This window comes from Kitasatospora sp. NPDC001119 (assembly GCF_053598475.1).
On record NZ_JBSFKI010000006.1, the window covers coordinates 241,796 to 261,394 of the forward strand.

Below are 19,599 nucleotides of genomic sequence, written 5' to 3' on the forward strand. Positions count from 1 at the left end.
AGTCGGCGGCGGGGCCTAGTAGAGGACGTGCGGGTAGTAGACCTGCGCGTCGACGCCGCGGTCGCGCCGGGGAGCGTCGCGCCGGAGGGACTTGTGCTGGACGGTGTTGCCCTGGTCGGCGCTGACCGTCCCGCCGTTGCCCGTCACCGCGACGCCGTTGTTCTGGTTGCCCGCACCCGAACCGGTGGCCGTCTGCTGGGTGTTGACCACATTGCCGTGGACGGTGCCGATGATGTTGCCGGAGCCGGAGTCGCTCACCACGCTGCCGTTGGAACGGTCGCCCGCACCGGCGCCGGAGCCGCTGTCGGCGTGCGCGGTGGCGGCACCGAGGCCGACGAGGAGGAGTGCCCCGAGGGCGGTGACGGCGGCGGCTGCGCGAATACGGGACACGCTGGTCTCCCTGGCGAGAAGCGAATGGTGGTGCCGCCCGGAGCGGCCGCCCCGGGGCGCCGGGACCTGGCGTCGCGCCTTCAGCATTCACCAGTGGGGTGGACGAACTCCACCGAACGGGTGGCAATTCCCCCGATGGTGGAGGGGTGGTCAATTCGACGTTGTCGAAGTTGACCGCATTCCGTCATTCCATCGGGAAGGCGTCAAGAAGAAAGAAATGGTCGCCAGATAGTCGCACTGGCACACTGAGGACCCATGTCTGATGGTGCCCCGCCCGAGTTCACCCCCGCCGAGGAGCTGCGCACGACCGAGGTCGATCTCGGCGGCCTGGTGAACGTCCTCGCCACCCACCTCTACTCCACCCCGCTGGTCGCCCTGCGCGAACTCGTCCAGAACGCCCACGACTCGCACACCCGCCGGCTCCTGGAGGACCCGGACGGCGACCACCGCCCGCTGATCCGGGTGCGCGCCGACGCCGCCCGGCGGACCGTCGCCATCGAGGACACCGGCGCCGGCCTCACCGAACCCGAGATCCACTCCTACCTGGCCACCGTCGGCACCGGCTACACCCGGATGCTGCGCGAACTGACCGGCAACCAGGAGCTGATCGGCGCCTTCGGCCTGGGCTTCCTCTCCGCCTTCTCGGTCGCCGACGAGGTCACCGTCACCACCACCTCGCACCGCGAGCCGGGGCTCGGCCACCGCTACCGCAGCCGCGGCGGCGAGCAGTACCAGGTCGAGCCGGTGCCCGCCCGGCCCCGGCCGGGCACGGTGGTCGAGCTGGCGCTCAAGGCCGAGCACGGCCACCTCGCCGACGAGGACGTCCTGCGCGACGTGCTCGGCCGCTACTGCGTGCTGCTGTCGGTCCCGGTGCACGTCGGCGAGGACGAGCGGCCGGTCAACTCCGTCGAGGTGCCCTGGCGCGGGCGTCCGGAAGGCGACCCGTACGCCGCCCGGATGCGCTTCGCCGCCGCCTTCGGCCGCCGCTTCGAGCCGCTCACCGCCTTCCCGGTCGAGCCGGTCGAGGGCGCCACCGACGCGGTCGGCCTGCTCTGGGTCCAGGACGGCGGCAGCTACGGCAGCAGCGACAACCGCGACCTCGCCGTCTACCTGCGCGGCATGCTGCTCGCCGAGGACGCCCGCGACCTGCTGCCCCGCTGGGCCGGGTTCATCGGCGGCGTGGTCGAGTCCGACCGGCTCACCCCCACCGCCAGCCGCGAGGACCTCCAGCGCGACGAGCACTACCACGCGCTCCGGAAGGCCCTCGCCGACGCCATCGTGGACGGCCTGTACGAGACCGCCCGGCTGCGGCCCGCCGCCTGGCGCCGCATCCTCACCCGGCACGGCAACGACCTGCTCGGCGCCGCGCTCTGCGACGAGCGGCTGTTCACCCTGCTCGCCGACGACGTCCCGGTGCCCACCTCCCAGGGCGACCTCACGGCCGGCGCGCTGCGCGCGGCGGGCGGCGGCGCGGTGCACGTCGCGCTCGGCAGCGGCGGCGGCTTCGAGGAGATGCTGTACCGGGCGATGCGGGTGCCGATCGCGCGCGGCGACCGCTACGCCGTCCTGCCGTTCCTGCACCGCTACGCCGAACTGCGCGGCTGCCGGGTGGTCGAGCTGGGCAGCGAACGGGGCAACCGCGAGCTGTTCCGCGACCCGGAGCGCCCGCTGCCGGAGCACGAGGCGGCCTGGCTGGCCGGCGCCCTCGCCGACCCGGGCGAGCAGCTCGTCCCGGCCCGCTTCGACCCGCCCGGCCTGCCGCTGGTGCTGGTGCCGGACCGCGAGGCCGAGCTGAAGGCCCGGATCGAGGACGACCAGGCGGACGCCCGGATACCGTCCGCCGCCCTGCGGCTGGCCCGCGCCTTCACCGCCCGCACCGACGGCGGGGTCCGGGCCCGGCTCTACCTCAACCTGGCCAGCCCGGCGGTCCGGGACCTGCTCGCCGCCTACCGCGCCGGGCACACCGGCAGCGCGACCGCGGCCGGGCTGCTCCGCTCGATCAAGGTGATCATGGCCGCGGCCTCGTCCGGCCCGTCCGAGGGCGACCTCACCGCCGCGCTGGCCGGCATCGGCACCGCGGTCTCCGCGCTGACCGCCGCCGTCCCGGCCGGGCTGCCGGAGGTCCCGGACAGCCCCGGCGCGCTCACGGAGGAGCCGTGACGGACGGACTGTCAGTGGGGTGCGGTAGACAACTCATCAGCACGACGCAGGGGGAACAGCCATGACCACCGACATCTGGGCCTGGGTGCGGGACACCCACCGGCAGCTGGCCGAGGCCGGCCACCACCGGCTGGCCGACGCCATCGTCGAGCTGCCCGAGCACGCCACCGAGGGGCGCAACGAGCAGCTGGACGCGCTCTACCCGGAGGCGGTGGCCGCCGCCCGGGCGCTCGGCCTGCCCTGGGTCGAGGTCTACCTGCGGCACTGGCGGATGCAGAACCTGCTGAACAAGCGCCAGCAGGGCGAGGCGGTGCTGCCCGAGGCGGTCGACCTGCTGGAGTTCGCCCACCGGGAGGACACCGAGGGCTGCCCGCAGTCCGTCTGCGTGGTGCAGGACTTCGCGATCTGCCACGCCCGGGTCGACGGGCCGGGGTACGTGGCCGAGCGCCTCGCCGTGGTCGGCGAGACGCTCGACCGGATCGAGCCCGACCGGGCCTGCTACGACTGCCTCTCCCGCGAGTACTCCGACGCCCTGGAGGACGACGGCCGGGCGGCCGAGGCGCTGGACCACCTGGACTCCGCGGCCAACCGGATGCGGGCGGCCGGCCAGCCGGTCTCGCTCCGCTTCCACCAGGCCCGGGCCGGCACCCTGCACCTGCTGGGCCGGCACGAGGAGGTGCTGGAGCTGCTGGCGACGGCCGAGCGGGCCGAGCAGACGCAGGGGCGCCGCCTGGACGAGCGGGACCAGCGCTGGGGCGCCCTGCTGCGGGCCCGCGCGCTCGCCGCGCTCGGCCGCACCGAGGAGTCGCTCGCCCTGCTGCCCGAGCGGGCCGAGGCCGAACGCCACGCCGACCTGCGCGGCACCTGGGCGGAGACGGCCGAGCTGCTGGTCGCGGCCGGCGCCCGGGAGAACGACGCCGAGCTGGGCGCCGTCCTGGCCGGCTGGGTCGGCTACCTGGACGGCGTCGGCGCGCACCGCCCCTGCGTGGACCTGCTGCTGGCGGCGGGCCGGCTCGCGCTCGCCCGCGGCGCCCGCACGGTGGCCCTGACCCTCGCCGCGACCGGAGAGCGCAAGCTCACCCGGCTGCGGCGCACCGACGGCGTGTCGGAGCAGGTCGCGGCCCTGCGCGCGGCCGCCGAGGCCCTGCCGGAGCCCGAGCTGCCCGTCCCGCCGGGCGAGCTGGCGGCGCACCTGGCCGAGGTCGGGGTGCCCTACGAGACCGGCGCCGACCTGCTCTCCGTCGCCCTGGACCGGTACCGGGGTGAGCAGGCCGGCGCCACCGAACTGGCGGTGCTCCTGGCCACCGTGCTGGGCGGCCTCGGCCACGCCCGCGCCGCGGCCGACCTGCTGTGGCGGCACCTGGAGGACGACCCGGCCGACCGCGAGCTGACCGGCGCGCTCGGCGAGATGCTGATCGACGCCCGGGACGCCGAGGGCATACGCCGCCTCGCCGACCGGGTGGCCGTCACCGCCCCGGCCGACGGGCACTGGATACGGGCCCGCTGGGCCGCCGCCGAGGGCCGCTGGGCCGAGGCGCTGGAGCGGTGCCAGGAGATCCTGGCGCTGGACGACGAGGTGCTCAACACCCGCCGCCTCGCCGCCCACGCCGCCACCGAACTGGGCGACCACGCCACCGCCCAGCGGATGTACCTGGAGCTGCTGGAGCGCGCGGCGCCGGCCGACGGCGCCGCCGAGGAGGAGGACGGCCACCGGACGGTCCAGGAGCCGGACCTCTGGCACCTGATCACCGCCGCCACCGCCAACCGGGACTGGGCCGTGGTCCGCTCCACCGGCGCGCTGCTCGACATCGAGTTCGACGAGCCCGAGGGCCCGGTGGACGAGGAGTGGCAGCTGGTCACCGTCCGCGCCACCCGCACCAACGGCGCGACGTCCGACCTGCCCGCGCTCCGGACGGGCCCGGCCACCGCCCGCATCCTGCCGGTGCTCGGCGACGACCTGACGCTCAACCACGGCGACGTGGTGGTCTTCGCCCCGGCCCTGCTGGAGCGCCCGCCGGCCGAGGACGCCCCCGAGGAGGAGCGGCAGCGCTGGCGCCCGGTGTTCGAGCTGCTCACCCTGCTCGACCCGGCCGGGTACACCACGTACTGGATCGACGGCGGCTGGCCCGGCGACGAGCCGTGGTCGGCGCTGCGCGAGGAGCTGCACGAGGCCGGGTGCGCGGTCTGGGTGTACAGCGGCGACGAGTACCGGATCACCGACCCGGCGGAGGGCGGTGACACCCTGCCCGGCGTCTACGCGGCCCTCGGCGTGCCGCCGACCGCCTCGGCCGCCGAGGCCGACGCCCTGCTGCTGCGGCTGACCGGCGGCTGGGCGCACCCGCTCGCCTGGCCGGAGCTGGCCAAGGCGGCCGGCGCGGACCTCGCCCAGCACGAGGAGACGGTCGAGCGCTACGGGCTCTGACCGCCCCCGACCGTACGGCCCCGGCGGGCCGGCCCTCCCGGGCCCCCGCCGGGGCCGTACGCGTTCCCGGGCTCTCACCGCGCGGCCCGCTCCCTGCCCGCTTCCTGCCCGCGCCGCGTCCGTCCGTCCGACGGGAACCATCCGGTGCCGCCCCGAGTCTTTGTCAATGCTTTACCATTCCATTGCCAAGACCCGACCTTCGGAGTGCCCGCACCGTGACCAGCCTCGCCCTCGGCCCGTCCTGGCTCGATCCGACCACCCTGATCTCCACCTTCGGCCTGATCGGCATCCTGGCCATCGTCTTCGCCGAGTCCGGCCTGCTGATCGGCTTCTTCCTGCCGGGTGACTCGCTGCTGTTCACCACCGGCCTGCTGGTGGCCGGCGGCACCTACCTGCACCAGCCGCTCTGGCTGGTCTGCGCGCTGATCGTGGTCGCCGCGGTGGCCGGGGACCAGGTCGGCTACCTCTTCGGCCGCAAGGTCGGCCCGAGCCTGTTCCGCCGCCCCGACTCCCGGGTCTTCAAGCAGGAGAACGTGGAGAAGGCCGCCGCCTTCTTCGACCGGCACGGGCCCAAGGCGATCGTGCTGGCCCGCTTCGTGCCGATCGTGCGCACCTTCACCCCGATCGTGGCCGGGGTGAGCAGGATGAACTACCGCGGCTTCGTGGTGTTCAACCTGGTCGGCGGCGTGCTGTGGGGCGGCGGGGTCACCGTGCTCGGCTACTTCCTGGGGCAGATCCCGTTCGTCCGGGACAACATCGAGGCCATCCTGGTCGGCATCGTGCTGGTCTCGGTGATCCCGGTGGCGGTCGAGCTGCTGCGGGCACGCCGCTCCGGCGCGGCCGCCGCCGACCGGCACCGCGCCGGGTAGGCGTCCGCCGCTCCGGCCACGGGACGCCGCGTACATGTGCGTCGGGCTGTTCGATCAGGCAAGGTGTAACCCGAGATCGAGCGGTGGCCGGCGGCCGCCAGGGGCGGCAAGGAGTGGAAGTGCCTAAGCGGGGCCGACCGGGTGCGGGCAAGCGGGCGAGGGGAGGCCGGGCGGCCCGACAGCCGCGGCAGGCGTCCCCGAAGCCGGTGCACCCCGCCGACGCCCCGCCCACCGAGGGCCTGCTCGGCCACCCCGCCCCGGTGGTCGAGCCCACCACCGTCGTGCCGCTCGTGCCGCCCGTCCCGGAGACCAGGGGCCTGCTGGCCCCGGAGCCCGAGCGGGTGTCCGAGCCGGTGCCCGCGTCCGTGGCCGGGCGGGTCGAGGCCGGGCGGGTCGAGGACGAGCGCCCGGTCCGCCGCCGCTCGGTCGCCGAGGACACCCTCACCCCCGAGGAGTGGCGGGCGGCCGGCTACACCCCGCCCACCGGCATCCCGGTCCCGGACCTGACCGCCGGCGCCCCCGGCGAGGCGCCCTGGCCGGACCGGATGCGCACCCTGCTGCGCACCCCGATGTCCGAGCGCCCCGCCTTCGAGCGCACCGCCCGCGAGATGCACCCCTCCGCGGCCGTCACCCGCAACGTCCCGCGCATCCTCGACCTGACGCTGCGCATCGGCGAGCTGCTGCTGGCCAGCGGCGAGGCCGCCGAGGACGTCGAGGCCGCGATGCTCGGCATCGCGCACGCCTACCGGCTGGACCGCTGCGAGCCGCAGGTCACCTTCACCCTGATCGGCATCTCGTACCAGCCCTCGCTGGTCGAGCCGCCGGTCACCGCCGACCGCGTGGTGCGCCGCCGCACCTCCGACTACACCCGGCTCGACGCGGTGTACGCGCTGGTCGCGGACATCACCGCGGAGCAGGTGACGGTCAACGACGCCTACCGCCGGCTCGCGGCGATGCGCCGCAACCGGCACCCGTACCCGGCCTGGTTCCTCGCCCTGACCACCGGCCTGCTGGCCGGCGCGGCGACCTTCCTGGTCGGCGGGAAGATCGACGACAAGGCCTGGCTGGTGTTCGCGAGCGCCTTCGTCGCGGCCGTCCTCGGCGACCGGCTGGCCTCCGCCCTGGCCAAGCGCCGGCTGCCGGAGTTCTACCAGTTCGTGGCGGCCGCGATGCCGGCCGCGGCCTCCGGCATCATCCTCTCGCTCAACGACTGGGGCCTGCGCGGCTCGGTCGTGATCACCGGCGGCCTGTTCGCCCTGCTGCCCGGGCGCGCCCTGGTCGCCGCCGTGCAGGACGGCCTGACCGGCTTCTACATCACCGCCGCGGCCCGTCTGCTGGAAGTGGTCTACCTGGTCGCGGGCATCGTGATCGGGGTGATGGTGATCCTCTACCTGGGGGTCGGCTTCGAGGCGAACCTGCGCCCGGACGAGAGCCTGGTGGGCGTCAACTACCCGCCGGTCCAGATGATCGCCGCGATGCTGCTGACCCTGGCCTTCGCGACGCTGCTCCAGACCGACCGCCGGACGCTGGCCCTGGTCACCGTCAACAGCGGCATCGGCTGGGCCAGCTACGGCGCGCTGGTGTACAACGCGGGCGTCAACCCGATCGCGGCGACCGGTGTGGCGGCCGGCCTGGTCGGCCTGTTCGGACAGCTGATGGCGCGCTACCGCAACGGTTCGGCGCTGCCGTACGTGACCGCCGCGATCGGCCCGCTGATGCCCGGTTCGGCGCTCTACCTCGGGATGCTCGCCTTCGCCCAGGGGCACTCCAGCGCCGGTCTGGTGTCGGTCTTCCGGGCGGCGGCGATCGCGATGGCGCTGGCGGTCGGGGTGAACCTCGGCGGGGAGATCGCCCGGCTGTTCCTGAAGCTGCCGGTCGGCGCCGAGCGCCCGTCGCTCTACCCGGTCATGCCCCGCCGGGCGGCCAAGCGCACCCGGGGCTTCTGACCGGACGGCGACCCGGTGTTGGGGGAGGCGTGGGCCCCGGGCCACGTCACGGCAGGCAGGACGCAGGACCAGGAACGAAGGTAAGACCCATGACGACACTGCTGGACGGCTACCGCGAGCACATCGTCGCCGCGCACAAGCAACCGCTGTTCCTGCTGCTGGTCGGATTCATCACCTCCTTCGTCTTCATCCGGTTCAGCGTCCGGATGATCCGCGCCCAGGTGCGCTGGTGGCCGGGCAACGTGACCCCGGGCGGCCTGCACATCCACCACATGGTGTTCGGCCTGGGCTTCCTGCTGCTCGGCGGCATCGGGGTGTTCGCCACCTACGGCGGGCACCCGTGGATCGACTGGTTCGGGCTGGCCTTCGGCATCGGCTGCGGCCTGGTGCTGGACGAGTTCGCGCTGATCCTGCACCTGGACGACGTGTACTGGAGCGAACAGGGCCGCAAGTCGGTGGACGCGGTGATCTTCGGCATCCTGTTCACCTCCCTGCTGCTGGTCGGGTACGTGCCGCTCGGCGTGGTGCCCGGCGAGGAGACCAGGTGGGGGCTGATCACGATCATCTCGGTGAACTCGCTGGCCTCGGTGGTCACCCTGCTCAAGGGCAAGGTGTGGACCGGCCTGCTCGGGATCATGGTCCCCGGCCTGTCCTGGATCGGGGCGATCCGGCTGGCCCGCCCGAGCAGTCCCTGGGCCCGCTGGCGGTACGCCACGCGCCCCCGGCGCCGGGCGCGTGCGCTGCGGCGCGAGCGCCTGCTGCACCGGCGCGCGGACCGGGCCCGCACCTGGCTCTTCGACCTGATCGCCGGGGCCCCCGACAAGGTGCCCGCCAACCACCCGGCCGCGCACCGGGTGGCCGAGCGGATGGCCGCCCGGGCCAGCGCCCACCTCGACGCGCACGCCGCCCGGGCGCTGGCCCGCCGTCAGGCCCGCCTGGCCGACCGCCGCTCGGCGGCCGCCGCCGGGACGGCGGGGCGGGCCCCGGGTGCGGCGGACCCGGCGGCCGGGCCCGGTCCGGACCGCTCCCGCCTGGCGCAGCAGCGTCGCCGTACCGTCCGGGCGGGGCGCAGCCGGGCCTTCGCCGCCGGTCCGACCGGGCTGGAGAGCCGGCCCGCGCGGCACCCCAGGCTGCGGACGCACACCCGCCGGATCGGCCGGTAACCCGCCCGGCCGCCGCCCGCTCTCGTCCGCCCTTCTCGGCCCGCCCTCGGGCGCCCGGTCGGAGCCGACGTTTGGTCAGATCATCTGATCGTCACCCGACCGGCGGAGCACTTTTCCAGGTGTGAAGCCTGCCGGAATTGAGAACATGAGCGTCATGTGACCGTTCTGTCACGTGATGGGATGATTCATCGGACTCCCCGCCACCACCGGGCCGCCGGGCCGTCGCCCGCCCGCCCCGATGCCGCGCACCGTCCGACGCCGTCCCCTCCGGACCCGTCAGAAGGGATGATGTCGCGTGGCTCGCAGGCTCCTGCCGACCCTCCTGTTGTCCCTCACCGCACTGCTCGGACTGCTCCCCGCCGCCCAGGCCGCCCCCGCGCTCGGCGAACCCGTCACCGGTGTACCGGCGGTCGGCCGGCCCGCGGACGAGGAGCCGTACCCGACCACCGAGGAGATCGACCGGGCCCGGGCCGAGGCCGAGGGCAAGGCCTCCTCGGCCGCCGCCCTGGAGGCCGCCCTCACCGCCGCCCGGGCCGAGCTGGACCGGGCCGGGCGCACCGCCGAACAGGCCGTCGAGGCCTACAACGGTGCCCAGCTGGCCCTCGCCCGGGCCCGCGCCGAGGAGGCGGCCGCCGCACAGCGCGCCGCGGCCGCCGAGACCGAGCGGGTGGCTGCCGCCGAGGACGCGGCCCGGCTCGCGGCCGAGACCTACCGGCAGGGCGCGGGCGCCGAACTGTCCGCCCTCAACGCCCTGCTCGGCGCCCACGGCCCGCGCGAGGCGGGCGAGCGCGCCGCCGCGGTCGGCCAGGTCAGCGAGCGCACCCGGCAGATCCTGGACGCCGCCACCTCCACGGCCGCCGCCGCCCGCCGCGCCTCCGCCGAGGCCCGGGCCGCCACCGGGGCCGCCGGGAAGGCCGCCGCCGAGGTCGGCGCGGCCAAGGCCCGGGCCGAGCAGTGGCTGGCCGCCCAGCAGAGCGAGGTGGCCGCCGCCGGGCAGCGCCGCGAGCAGCTGCTCGTCGAACTGGCCGCCGCCCGGAACACCACCGTCGAGCTGGAACGCCGGCGCCGCGAGGCCCTGGAGGCGATCGCCGCCCGCGAGGCCGAGGCCGCCGCCCGCGCCGCCGCCGAGCAGGCCGCCCGGGAAGCCGAGGCCGCGGCGGCGGCAGAGGCGGCAGCGGCCGCCGCTGCCAGGGCCCAGGCCCCGCCCCCCGCCCGTCCGTGGTCCGCCGAGGGCGCGGCCGCCGCCATCGCCTTCGCCAAGTCCAAGATCGGCCTGCCCTACGTCTGGGGCGGCGAGGGCCCGGGCGGCTACGACTGCTCCGGGCTGACGATGATGGCCTGGCGCGAGGGCGGCCGGCAGCTCAACCACTTCGCCGCCGACCAGTACGCCCAGAGCACCCCGATCGGCTACCGCCAGCTGCGCCCGGGCGACCTGGTCTTCTGGACCGACACCGGCCGCGCCGCCGACATCTACCACGTCGGGCTCTACATCGGCGACGACCAGATGATCGAGGCCCCGCGGGCCGGCATGCCGGTCAAGCAGGCCAGCCTCTGGATCATGGGCACCCCGAACTTCTACGCCCGCCCCTGACCCCCGGGCCGGCGAGCCGCGGTCAGCACCTCGACGGGGGCGGTCGGCACCACCCCCTCGGCGGCGGCCGCGAGGGCGGGGTCGAGGGTGACCAGGGCGTCCGCCTGGAGCCGGGTCAGCGCGAGGTACTCGGCGTCCAGGGTGTCCGGCAGGCCGAGCCGCTCGGCGATCCGCCAGGCGGTGGCCTGCAGGACGCGGTCGCCGAGCAGCCGGATCCGCAGCGCCCGCACCGCGTCGAGCGCGCGTTCGGCGTCCCGCTCGGCCAACTCGCCGTGCCGGACGGCCCCGTAGAGGAGCGACAGCAGCTGCGAGCGCAGCAGGGTCGGGGCCGGCAGCTGGTGCCCGGCGGGGGCCGCGGCCCCGTCCCGGACCAGGTGGAGGGCCACCTCCGGAGTGATCACGTACGTGGCCATGGCGGTGGCGGCCTCCTCGGGGCGCGGGGATCGCCGACCAGTCAACTCCGGCGGGCGCCGCCGATGGTGGACGCCACGAGGACCGCCGTGAAGGCCGTCACGAAGGCCGCCGCTCCGGCGGGCTACCGGTCGGCCAGGTCGGCCAGGGCCTGGCGGCTGTCGCGCAGCCGCACGACGGTCCAGCCCCAGGCGGCGGCGAACGGGATCGACACGAGGAACACGGCGAGCGCGCCGCCGATCCGGCCGATCATCTCGGAGTCGCAGGCCTCCGCCATGTGGAAGCCGGTCGGCTCGTAGAAGGCCGGTGTGCCGCAGATCCCCGCGGCCGGGAGGAAGACCAGCCACAGCGCCCAGAGCCAGCCGGCCACGGTCAGCCCGCCGACCAGCTTCACCGCCAGCGACCAGCTCTCGTAGTCCTTCAGCCGGCGGACGTACTGGTCCTCCATGGTTCCCCCCGAAAACGGATCGTTTGTGCCTGAACCGGCACGAGGATGCCAGGTCGGGCCGCCGGGGCGCCACTGTCGGCGGGTCGCGCTAGCGTGGCCGCCGGACCGGCACTGAGGAGGCGTCATGCGGCTGCGGGATGTTCGGGCGGGGGACGTCGAGGCGTACGTCCGGATGCGGTGCGACCCGGTGATGATGGCCGAGCTGGGCGGGCCGCTGCCCCGGGAGAAGGTGGAGGCGCGGCTGCGCAAGGACCTGGCCGAGGTGGCCGCGGACGGCGCCTGGATCAGGATGATCGTGCCGGACTCCGCCGGGGGCGACGAGGCCGCGGGCGTCGTCACGCTCTGGTCGGACGAGGAGGACGGCGTGCCGGTCTCCGAGATCGGCTGGATGGTGCTGCCCGAGTACCAGGGCCGCGGCCTCGCCAAGGCGGCCGTCCGCCTGGTGCTGGACGCCGCCGCCGAGGACGGCCGCTGGGGCGAGGTGCACGCCAACCCGGGGACGGCCAACGGGCCGTCCAACGGGATCTGCCGGGCGCTCGGCTTCCGGCTGCTCGGCGAGCGGGACCTGGACTTCGCGGACCGCGTCCTGCGGACCAACCACTGGGTGGTGGTGCCGGGCGAGCACACCGGGTCGCGCACGGAATAAATCGGATGCCGCCCCCGAAAGGCCGCCGTACGGTGGCCCCATGGGCAACAGCAACGATCACGCGGCCGTCGACACCGTGAGCGGGCTCCAGGTACGGGCCGTCTCGGTGGACGAGGTCGCAGAGTGGAACCGGGCGCTCAACTTCGGCTTCCTGCGCCCCGAGGTGGCCGTCGCGGAGGACCTGCGCCGCCGCTACTGGGAGCCCGGCCGGATGCTGGCCGGCTTCGACGGCGAGCGCCAGATCGCCACCTTCCGCAGCTTCGACACCGAACTGACCGTCCCGGGCGGGGCCGTCGTGCCGGCCGACGCCATCACCAACGTCGCGGTCACCGCCACCCACCGCCGCCGCGGCCTGCTCAGCGCGATGATGCGGCGGGACCTCGCGGCCGCCGCCGAGCGCGGTAGCGCGGTCGCGATCCTGGCCGCCGCCGAGTACAACATCTACGGCCGCTTCGGCTTCGGCCCGGCCACCCAGGGCGCCGGCTGGAACATCGAGCTGCGCCGCACCCGCGGTCTGCGCGAGGGCCTGCCGGGCGTCCCCGGCGGCCGGACGGACTTCGTGACCATGGCGGAGCTGCGCGAGCTGGGAGCAGACCTGCACGAGCGCTGGCGGCGCACCCAGCCGGGGGCGATCGAGCGCGACACGCTCTGGTGGGAGCGCACCTCCGGCGAGGTGCGGGCGCCGGGCGACGAGTTCAAGGAGCCCTTCGCCGCCGTCCACCGGGACGCCGCCGGGGAGGTCACCGGCCTGGTGCTCTACCGGATCGCCAACAAGTGGGACGGCGCCTACCCCGACTGCAAGCTCACCGTGAGCGAGTTCATCGCCCTCGACCTGCCCACCGCCGTCGAGCTGTGGCGCCTGGTGCTGTCGGTCGACTGGGTGTCCCGGGTCGAGGTGCCCAAGCTCGCCCCGGACGACCCGCTGCCGCTGCTGCTCCAGGACCCGCGCGCGGCCACCCCGCACGAGGGCAACGGGGACCTCGTGTGGCTGCGGGTGCTGGACGTCGAGGCCGCGTTCGGCGCCCGGAGCTACGGCGCCCCCGGCCGGGTGGTGCTGGAGGTCGACGACAGGCTCGGCTACGCCTCCGGCCGTTGGGCGCTGGAGACGGCCGAGGACGGCACCGGCCGCTGCGTCCGGACCACGGACGACGCCGACCTCGCGCTCGGCGCCTCGGAGTTGGGCTCGCTCTACCTGGGCGCGGAGACGGCGTCGAGGCTGGCCGCGGCCGCCCTGCTCACCGAACTGCGCCCGGGCGCGGCCGCCGCCGCCGACCTGCTGCTGCGCACCCCGCTGCGGGCCTGGACGCCGACCGAGTTCTGATCCCGTGCGCACACCGGAGGCCGACCCGTTCGCGGGCCGGCCTCCGGCATGGCGGCGGACGCAACAGCCGCGCGGGGCTCAGGAGATGGTGTAGACCTGCTTGCTGCTCGCCCGGTAGGAGTCGAGCAGCACGGCGCGCCACGAGCTGACGCGCAGTTCCAGCTTCTCGCCCTTGTTCAAGGTCCCGGAGACCTTCACGTCGGCGACGTGCGGCGACTTCTTGCAGTCCGCCTCGTTGGACTGCTTCCAGCTCTGGCTGGCGCCTCCGTACTCGAGCCACGTGGTGACCCTGGTGGGGCCGTCGCAGGTCGCGTCGGCGGTTCCCGTGAAGGAGTATCCGCCCTCGCCGTTCCAGGACAGCGTGCCCTTGACCGCGCCCATGCCTTCGGCGTTCTGCACCCAGAGGTCGACGGCGGTGGAGCCCGGTGCCACCGAGTTCGGGGCCGCCACCGCGTGGGGCGCGGCCAGGGCCGTCGTGCAGGCGGCGAGCAACACCACGGGAGCCATACGGGACTTGAGAGTCGAGGCCAGGGAACGCATGTGAACTGATCTCCTTGTCTTCCTGTCGGATTTGCATGTTCACGCTAGATCGCTGCGGTGGGCGTTTCCATCCCTCGAACGGGTGAATGATCTTCGGCCACATCGAATCCCAGGCCGTCTCGATCCGGCGCGGGAGGGGCGATTGACGATGAGTCAGGATATGGAGGGCGGGCCCCCGAACGCATCCGGCCGGGCACTCCCGGTGGGGGAGTGCCCGGCCGGAGCGTTCCGTCCGTGGCCGGGGCGGGCGCTACTTGACCGCCGCCTTGCCGATGGTGGGCAGGATGAAGTCCTGGATCAGGCCCTTGGCGTCGCGGACGATCGGCCGGAAGACCCGGTAGCGGGACAGGTTGATCATCCGCGCCGCGAGCGGCGTCGAGCGCCGGACGAACTCCCTGGTCCGCTCGGTGTCCGGGGTGCGGTCGAAGACCCAGTACAGCACCACGATCATCAGGTAGAGCCAGAGCACGTCCGGCAGCAGCTCGACCAGTTCGGCGTCCAGCTTGGGCGCCAGCTCCGAGCCCTGGAGGACGTCGCGGAACAGCTCGACCGCCGTCGCCCGGGCCGGGTGGGACTCGTTGGAGAACGGGCTCAGCGAGCTGGTCGGGTCGGCGGCGGTGCGGAAGAACTGCGCGGAGAACTCGTGGTACGGCGCGGCCGTGTCGAGCCAGGAGTCCAGCGCGATCCGCAGCCGCTCGGAGAAGTCCCGGGTGTGGGCCATCCGGCGCCTGGCGTCGGCCGCGTGCTCGTAGGTCATCCGGTCGTAGAACCCCTGGATCAGGAATTCCTTCGCCGAGAAGTAGTAGTAGGCGTTGCCCACCGAGACGCCGGCCTCGGTGGCGATGGCGCGCATGGTGGTCTTCTCGTAGCCGCGTTCCTGGAACAGCCGCATGGCCGTCTCCAGGATCAGGGCACGGGTCGCCTCACTCTTGTCGGTCTTCGGCTGGGCCCGGCCGCCGGGCAGGGGCCCGCCCTCCGGTGCGGGGCCGCCCTCCGGTCCGGGCACGGCCGGAGCCCCGGCCGTGCCGTTCCCGCCGTCCGTTCGGTTCGTCGCTGCCAGGTCGTCCACGAGGACGAGCCTAGCCGGAGACGACGTTCCATCCGGTGTCGGTGTTCGTGGCACCGGATGCCCCCTCCGCACCCGGTACCACGATGACCCCCCGAATTTCGAACGCGTTCAAAAGCTGAGGGGAACTGTAGACGCTTCGGTTGAACATGTTCAACTCCATCTCTGTGGGAGGCTGGTCACATGATCAGTTCAGGACAGATCGTCATTCGGCGCGGCGGAGTGCGGGACGCCGAGGCCGTCGCCGAGCTGCACGCCCACAGCTGGCGCACCACCTACCGGGGGATCGTCCCGGCGGAGGGGCTGGGCGACGGGATGGCGGCCCAGCGGCGCGAGCTGTGGGAACTGCGCCTGGACGCCGACTACGGGGAGCCGGAGAACACGCCCGAGCTCCTGATCGCCGAACGGGCCGGTGCGGTGGTCGGGTTCATCTACCTCGTCCCGCAGCCGGACGGCGGGGTGCTGATCGACAACCTGCACGTGCGCCCCGGCCTGAACGGTGGCGGCATCGGCCGCGAGCTGCTGACCGCGGGCCGCGCCCATGTCGCCGAGCGGCACCCCGGGGCCGCACTCTCCCTGGAGGTGCTGCGGGACAACACCCGCGCGATCGCCTTCTACGAGCGCGAGGGCGCCGAGCGGGTCCGGGCACAGGAGGGGGAGTTCCCCGGCGGATTCCTGCTGCCCGAGTACGTGTACGCCTGGCCGGCCGAGCGCGTGGCGACCGGGGCCGACCGGCCGGAGCTGGCGGACCGGTAGGAACGGACCGATGGGAACGGATCAGTAGGAACGGACCGGTGGACGTGGAAGCGGCGCCGGAGCGGCCCGGTCAGTCGAAGTCGTAGACCGTCACCGGGACGCCCCGGTCCGTCAGCCGGGCGGTGACCAGCGGCTCGACCCGCTCCCAGCGCCCGCCCGCCAGACCGCAGCCGATCCGCGGCATGTGGACGGAGGCGCCGAGCCGGAGCGCGTGCCCGCCCAGCGCGTCCAGCCCGGTGTCGATCGCCTCGTACCGCACGGGCACCCCGGTGGAGCGCCCCGTCCGGATGCCGCGCTGGCCGACCAGGTTGGCCACCCAGACGTGCGGATCGACCCGCACCAGCTGGACGGCGCCGAGCCCGAAGTCGTTCGTCGCCCGCTCCCGGTGCCAGCGCCGGTACGCCGCCTCCGGCTCGGGCCAGCGTCTGGAGAGCGCGAGCACGAAGCCCTTGCCCCAGCCGCCGAGGTCGTTGCAGACGTGCGCGATCACCTTCACGCCCTTGCCGTGCGGCGTGGTGGCATCGCCTCGGACGTAGGTGATTTCCTCCATGCCTCGACGTTAGAGGGAGGCACTGACAATCCGCTCGGAATTATCCGCCGCAGCCGAACCCGCCGAGGCCGCCGTACCCGCCGCACCTGATGCACCGTCCGAGCCGGGGCCCGAGGCGCCGCCGGTCGCCGCCGTCCCCGGCGTCGCCAGGTGCCGCCGCCCCGCCAGCGCGATCAGCAGCGCGAGCCCGGCGGCCGCGGCGGGCAGGGCGTAGCCGGTGCCCGGAGCGGCCCGCTCGGCGACCGCCCCGGCGAGCGCCGCCCCCGCCGAGATGCCGACCACGATGCCGGACACCGCCATCGCCATCCCCTCGTTGAACTGCCGCCGCGGCAGCAGCTCCTGGACCAGCGTCATTCCCGTCACCATGGTCGGCGCGGTGGCGGTGCCGGCCGCGAACAGCGCCACGCCGAGCAGTCCGAGACCGGCCCCGCCCAGTCCGGCGGCGAGCGGCAGCAGCAGCACCGCGACCATCGCCGTGGCGCCGAGCAGGAAGCGCGGGCCCGGCGCCCGACGCGGGGCCAGCAGTCCGAACAGCAGCCCCGCCAGGCAGGAGCCGGCCGCGACCAGGGCCAGCAGCAGGCCGGCCGACGCCTTGTGGCCGAGCGCGTCGGCGTACGCCACGGTGGTGATCTCGGTCGCGCCGAAGACCATGCCGGTCGCCAGGAAGGTCAGCACCAGCACCCGCAGCCCGGGCACCCGCAGCGGGGAGCCGGCTGGGTCAGCCGAGCCGGCCGAGACGGGCGGCGGCAGCGGCGGTTCGGTGCGCCGCTGGGCGGCGAACAGTAGGGCGCCGGTGGTGCCGAGGGCACCGGCGGTGACCAGTCCGGCCTCCGGGGCGAACGTGGTGCAGAGCACCATCGCGAGCACCGGTCCGGCCATGAAGCAGAGTTCGTCCAGCGCCTGCTCGAAGGAGTTGGCCAGGTGCCGGGCGGCCGGGTCGTCCCGGTGCAGGTGCGCCCAGCGGGAGCGGGCCATGCCGCCGAGGTTGGGCGCCGCCGCCCAGGCCGCGGAGCAGAGGAGGAGCGTCCAGTCGGGTGCGCCGAGCCGGACGCAGAGCAGCAGGCCGGTCAGCGGAACGGCGTTGTACAGCGCGGCCGGTACCGTCACCCGCGCCTGCCCGTACCGGTCCACCAGCCGTCCGATCAGCGGCATCCCGATCGCGCCGGTGACCAGCCCGGTCGCCGAGACCGCCCCGGCCAGCCCGTACGAGCCGCGCCGTTCGGAGAGCAGCACCACCAGTGCGACGCCGTTCATCGACAGCGCCAGCCGGCCGAGCAGTCCGGTCAGGGTGAAGGCGACGGCGCCGGGGGCCGCGAACAGCCGCCGGTAGGAGGTGAGGAGGGCGCGCGAGGGCATCGGGCTCCTGTGAGCAGGCGGGAAGGGGGTGCCCCCAGCCTGGTGCCGGCGGCGGGCGGCCGTCCAACACCTGTTTCGCCGCACTCACAACACCCTGTTGTTAATCTGCCGCCCATGCCCCGTGACCTGCACCCCCGTCTGCTCCGCGGCTTCGTCGCGACCGCCGAGACCCTGCACTTCGGCCGGGCCGCCGAGCGGCTGCACACCGCCCAGCAGGCGCTCAGCCGGGACGTCCGGACCCTGGAGGGGCTGCTCGGCGACGCGCTGTTCACCCGCACCACCCGCAGCGTCGAACTCACCCCGGCCGGGCGGCGGTTGCTGCCCCGGGCGCGCCGGTTCCTCGCCCTGCACGACGAGATCCTCGCCGAGGCGGCGACCGGGGCCGGGGCCGCGGCCCGGCCGCTGCTGCTCGACCTCAACAGCGACGTCAACGGCCCGGACCTCGCCGCCGACCGGGTGCTCGAACGGGCCCGCGCCGCCTGGCCGGAGGGCGAACTGCTGGCCCGCTTCCACGGCGGGCTGGCCGCGGCCGCCGCCGAGCTCCTGGCCCACCGGCTGGACGCCTCCTTCGGGCGCTTCGCCGGACTGCCCGCCCCGGTGCGCGGTCAACTCGTCCAGCTGCCGGTGCGGTTGGAGCGGGTTTCGGTGATGATGGCGGACACCCATCCGCTGGCCGACCGCGCCGCGCTGCGCCTGTCGGACCTGGTCGGGCACCCCGTCGACGTCTGCGTGGGCAATCCGGCCACCACCGAGTGGGCCGACCTCGGCACCCGGCTGCTGCGCGAGCACGGCCTGACGGCGGCCGCGCCGTACGCGCCGCCGGTCGGCGTGGACGAGACCGCCCGTTACCTGGTCCGGCACGGCGATCCGATGCTGACCACGGTCGGCGGTCCGCGGATGCCGGGGACGGTGAACGTGCCGCTGGTGGAGCCGGTGCCGCTGACCCTGGTCAGCCTGGTGCACCGGCCCGGCGAGCGTCACCCGGGGCTGCGGGCGCTGGCCGCGGCGGCGGACGAGCTCGGCGCGGCCGAGGGCTGGCTGCGCCGCCCGCCGGGCAGCTGGCTCCCCGCGGCGGACGCGGCGCTGCTGCCCCCGGGGTAGGCGAAAACCGCCCCTGCCCCCGGGGGGAGGGGCAGGGACGGTGCTCAGGGGGCGGCCCGCGACGGGGCGAGGCCGGCCGCGACGGGGGCGACCCGCGACGGGGACGGCCGGCTCAGGCCGCCTTGACGGCGGAGATCTCGAAGCTGAGCTTGACCTTCTCGCCGATCAGCACGCCACCGGTCTCCAGCGCGGCGTTGTAGGTCAGGCCGAACTCGGTGCGGTCGAGGACGGCCTTGCCCTCGAAGCCGACCCGGTCGGCGCCGTACGCGTCGGTGGCGCTGCCGGTGTACTCCAGGTCGAGCACGACCGGGCGGGTGGTGCCCTTGATGGTGAGGTCGCCGGTCATCCGGTACGAGTCGCCGCCGACCAGCTGGGCGGAGGTGCTGCGGAAGCGGATCTCCGGGTGGGCGTCGGCGGCGAAGAAGTCGCCGGTGCGCAGGTGCTCGTCGCGCTGGGCCTGGTTGGTGTCGACGCTCGCGACCTTGATCACCAGCTCGGCCGTGGAGTTGCCCGGGTGGGTCCCGTCCAGGTGCAGCGCGCCGTCGTACTCGGTGAAGCGGCCCTTGACGTTGGTGACCATGGCGTGGCGGACCGAGAAGCCGATCTCGCTGTGCGTGGTGTCGATCGTCCAGTCGCCGGTCAGGTGGGCGAGGTCCGGGCCGGCCGGGGTCCGGATGGTGGCCGCGGCGGGGGCGGTGACGGTCTTGGTGCGGTTGAACAGGCCCATGGCTTCCTCCTTGGTTCGAAGCCAGTTGTTTAGGCTTCAACTTGTTGGCTCCAGCATAGGACAACTTCGTTCAACTTTCAACCATGGCGTCCGGGCTTCCCCCGAACGGCTCAGCGGACCGGTCCTGTCGGCCCTC

At 74.6% G+C, this 19,599-nt stretch carries 18 protein-coding genes; 10 read left to right on the forward strand and 8 right to left on the reverse strand.

All coding sequences use genetic code 11. From position 1 onward, the window contains the following. Nucleotides 1–15 precede the first annotated feature (15 nt). Nucleotides 16–390 carry a hypothetical protein gene (locus ACWDD9_RS10095; RefSeq protein WP_074001750.1) on the reverse strand — a complete coding sequence of 125 codons (375 nt, stop codon included), beginning with the start codon at nucleotides 388–390 and terminating at the stop codon, nucleotides 16–18. A 255-nt stretch (nucleotides 391–645) separates the two neighbouring features. Between ACWDD9_RS10095 and ACWDD9_RS10100 the strand changes: the two genes are divergently transcribed. The 6 genes from ACWDD9_RS10100 to ACWDD9_RS10125 all read left to right on the forward strand — a co-directional run bounded on the left by ACWDD9_RS10100 (nucleotide 646) and on the right by ACWDD9_RS10125 (nucleotide 10,541). Further along, nucleotides 646–2,550: an ATP-binding protein gene (locus ACWDD9_RS10100; RefSeq protein ID WP_049659465.1), complete on the forward strand. Its 1,905-nt coding sequence runs from the start codon at nucleotides 646–648 to the stop codon at nucleotides 2,548–2,550. Nucleotides 2,551–2,611: 61 nt separating this feature from the next. Beyond that, nucleotides 2,612–4,972, forward strand: coding sequence for a hypothetical protein (locus ACWDD9_RS10105; protein WP_449811318.1), 2,361 nt, complete (start codon nucleotides 2,612–2,614; stop codon nucleotides 4,970–4,972). Between the two features lie 215 nt (nucleotides 4,973–5,187). Beyond that, on the forward strand, nucleotides 5,188–5,841 hold the full coding sequence (locus ACWDD9_RS10110) for a DedA family protein (RefSeq protein ID WP_049659017.1): 654 nt from the start codon (nucleotides 5,188–5,190) through the stop codon (nucleotides 5,839–5,841). 113 nt (nucleotides 5,842–5,954) lie between these two features. Further along, a complete protein-coding gene (locus tag ACWDD9_RS10115; protein WP_449811319.1) occupies nucleotides 5,955–7,787 on the forward strand; it encodes a threonine/serine exporter family protein in 1,833 nt (610 codons plus the stop codon). Nucleotides 7,788–7,876: 89 nt separating this feature from the next. Beyond that, complete coding sequence (locus tag ACWDD9_RS10120) at nucleotides 7,877–8,950, forward strand: hypothetical protein (RefSeq protein ID WP_449811320.1); 1,074 nt, start codon at nucleotides 7,877–7,879, stop codon at nucleotides 8,948–8,950. A gap of 295 nt (nucleotides 8,951–9,245) precedes the next feature. Beyond that, nucleotides 9,246–10,541 carry a C40 family peptidase gene (locus ACWDD9_RS10125; protein ID WP_449811321.1) on the forward strand — a complete coding sequence of 432 codons (1,296 nt, stop codon included), beginning with the start codon at nucleotides 9,246–9,248 and terminating at the stop codon, nucleotides 10,539–10,541. On the opposite strand, the gene ACWDD9_RS10130 is transcribed toward ACWDD9_RS10125, so the two are convergent. Continuing rightward, the gene (locus ACWDD9_RS10130) at nucleotides 10,526–10,954 is read right to left on the reverse strand and encodes a type II toxin-antitoxin system VapC family toxin (RefSeq protein WP_449811322.1); all 429 of its coding nucleotides are present in this window, start codon (nucleotides 10,952–10,954) and stop codon (nucleotides 10,526–10,528) included. The two genes, ACWDD9_RS10125 and ACWDD9_RS10130, sit on opposite strands and share 16 nt — an antisense overlap. Before the next feature lie 122 nt (nucleotides 10,955–11,076). Then, nucleotides 11,077–11,400 (reverse strand): hypothetical protein, encoded by a 324-nt coding sequence (locus ACWDD9_RS10135; protein ID WP_380745194.1) that lies wholly within the window; start codon nucleotides 11,398–11,400, stop codon nucleotides 11,077–11,079. 124 nt (nucleotides 11,401–11,524) lie between these two features. Here ACWDD9_RS10135 and ACWDD9_RS10140 point away from each other — a divergent pair, with 124 nt between their 5' ends. Both ACWDD9_RS10140 and ACWDD9_RS10145 read left to right on the forward strand, forming a co-directional pair. After that, entirely contained in the window at nucleotides 11,525–12,046 is a 522-nt protein-coding gene (locus tag ACWDD9_RS10140) for a GNAT family N-acetyltransferase (RefSeq protein WP_074001743.1), read from the forward strand. Nucleotides 12,047–12,086: 40 nt separating this feature from the next. Further along, on the forward strand, nucleotides 12,087–13,367 hold the full coding sequence (locus ACWDD9_RS10145) for a GNAT family N-acetyltransferase (RefSeq protein ID WP_117488441.1): 1,281 nt from the start codon (nucleotides 12,087–12,089) through the stop codon (nucleotides 13,365–13,367). A gap of 78 nt (nucleotides 13,368–13,445) precedes the next feature. Here the strand turns inward: ACWDD9_RS10145 and ACWDD9_RS10150 are convergent, their stop codons facing one another. Together ACWDD9_RS10150 and ACWDD9_RS10155 are read right to left on the reverse strand one after the other, a co-directional pair. Then, nucleotides 13,446–13,907 (reverse strand): hypothetical protein, encoded by a 462-nt coding sequence (locus ACWDD9_RS10150; protein WP_387967272.1) that lies wholly within the window; start codon nucleotides 13,905–13,907, stop codon nucleotides 13,446–13,448. A 250-nt stretch (nucleotides 13,908–14,157) separates the two neighbouring features. Continuing rightward, a complete protein-coding gene (locus ACWDD9_RS10155; RefSeq protein WP_234348640.1) occupies nucleotides 14,158–14,976 on the reverse strand; it encodes a TetR/AcrR family transcriptional regulator in 819 nt (272 codons plus the stop codon). A gap of 180 nt (nucleotides 14,977–15,156) precedes the next feature. Here ACWDD9_RS10155 and ACWDD9_RS10160 point away from each other — a divergent pair, with 180 nt between their 5' ends. Then, nucleotides 15,157–15,729, forward strand: coding sequence for an N-acetyltransferase family protein (locus tag ACWDD9_RS10160; protein WP_449811323.1), 573 nt, complete (start codon nucleotides 15,157–15,159; stop codon nucleotides 15,727–15,729). Between the two features lie 70 nt (nucleotides 15,730–15,799). Here the strand turns inward: ACWDD9_RS10160 and ACWDD9_RS10165 are convergent, their stop codons facing one another. Together ACWDD9_RS10165 and ACWDD9_RS10170 are read right to left on the reverse strand one after the other, a co-directional pair. Next, entirely contained in the window at nucleotides 15,800–16,279 is a 480-nt protein-coding gene (locus ACWDD9_RS10165; RefSeq protein WP_049658671.1) for a macro domain-containing protein, read from the reverse strand. A 9-nt stretch (nucleotides 16,280–16,288) separates the two neighbouring features. Next, nucleotides 16,289–17,635, reverse strand: a complete 1,347-nt coding sequence (locus ACWDD9_RS10170) for an MFS transporter (protein ID WP_449811324.1) — start codon at nucleotides 17,633–17,635, stop codon at nucleotides 16,289–16,291. 114 nt (nucleotides 17,636–17,749) lie between these two features. Here ACWDD9_RS10170 and ACWDD9_RS10175 point away from each other — a divergent pair, with 114 nt between their 5' ends. Next, on the forward strand, nucleotides 17,750–18,736 hold the full coding sequence (locus ACWDD9_RS10175) for a LysR family transcriptional regulator (RefSeq protein ID WP_387967266.1): 987 nt from the start codon (nucleotides 17,750–17,752) through the stop codon (nucleotides 18,734–18,736). A 112-nt stretch (nucleotides 18,737–18,848) separates the two neighbouring features. On the opposite strand, the gene ACWDD9_RS10180 is transcribed toward ACWDD9_RS10175, so the two are convergent. Then, nucleotides 18,849–19,463: a YceI family protein gene (locus ACWDD9_RS10180; protein ID WP_449811325.1), complete on the reverse strand. Its 615-nt coding sequence runs from the start codon at nucleotides 19,461–19,463 to the stop codon at nucleotides 18,849–18,851. Between the last annotated feature and the right edge of the window lie 136 nt (nucleotides 19,464–19,599).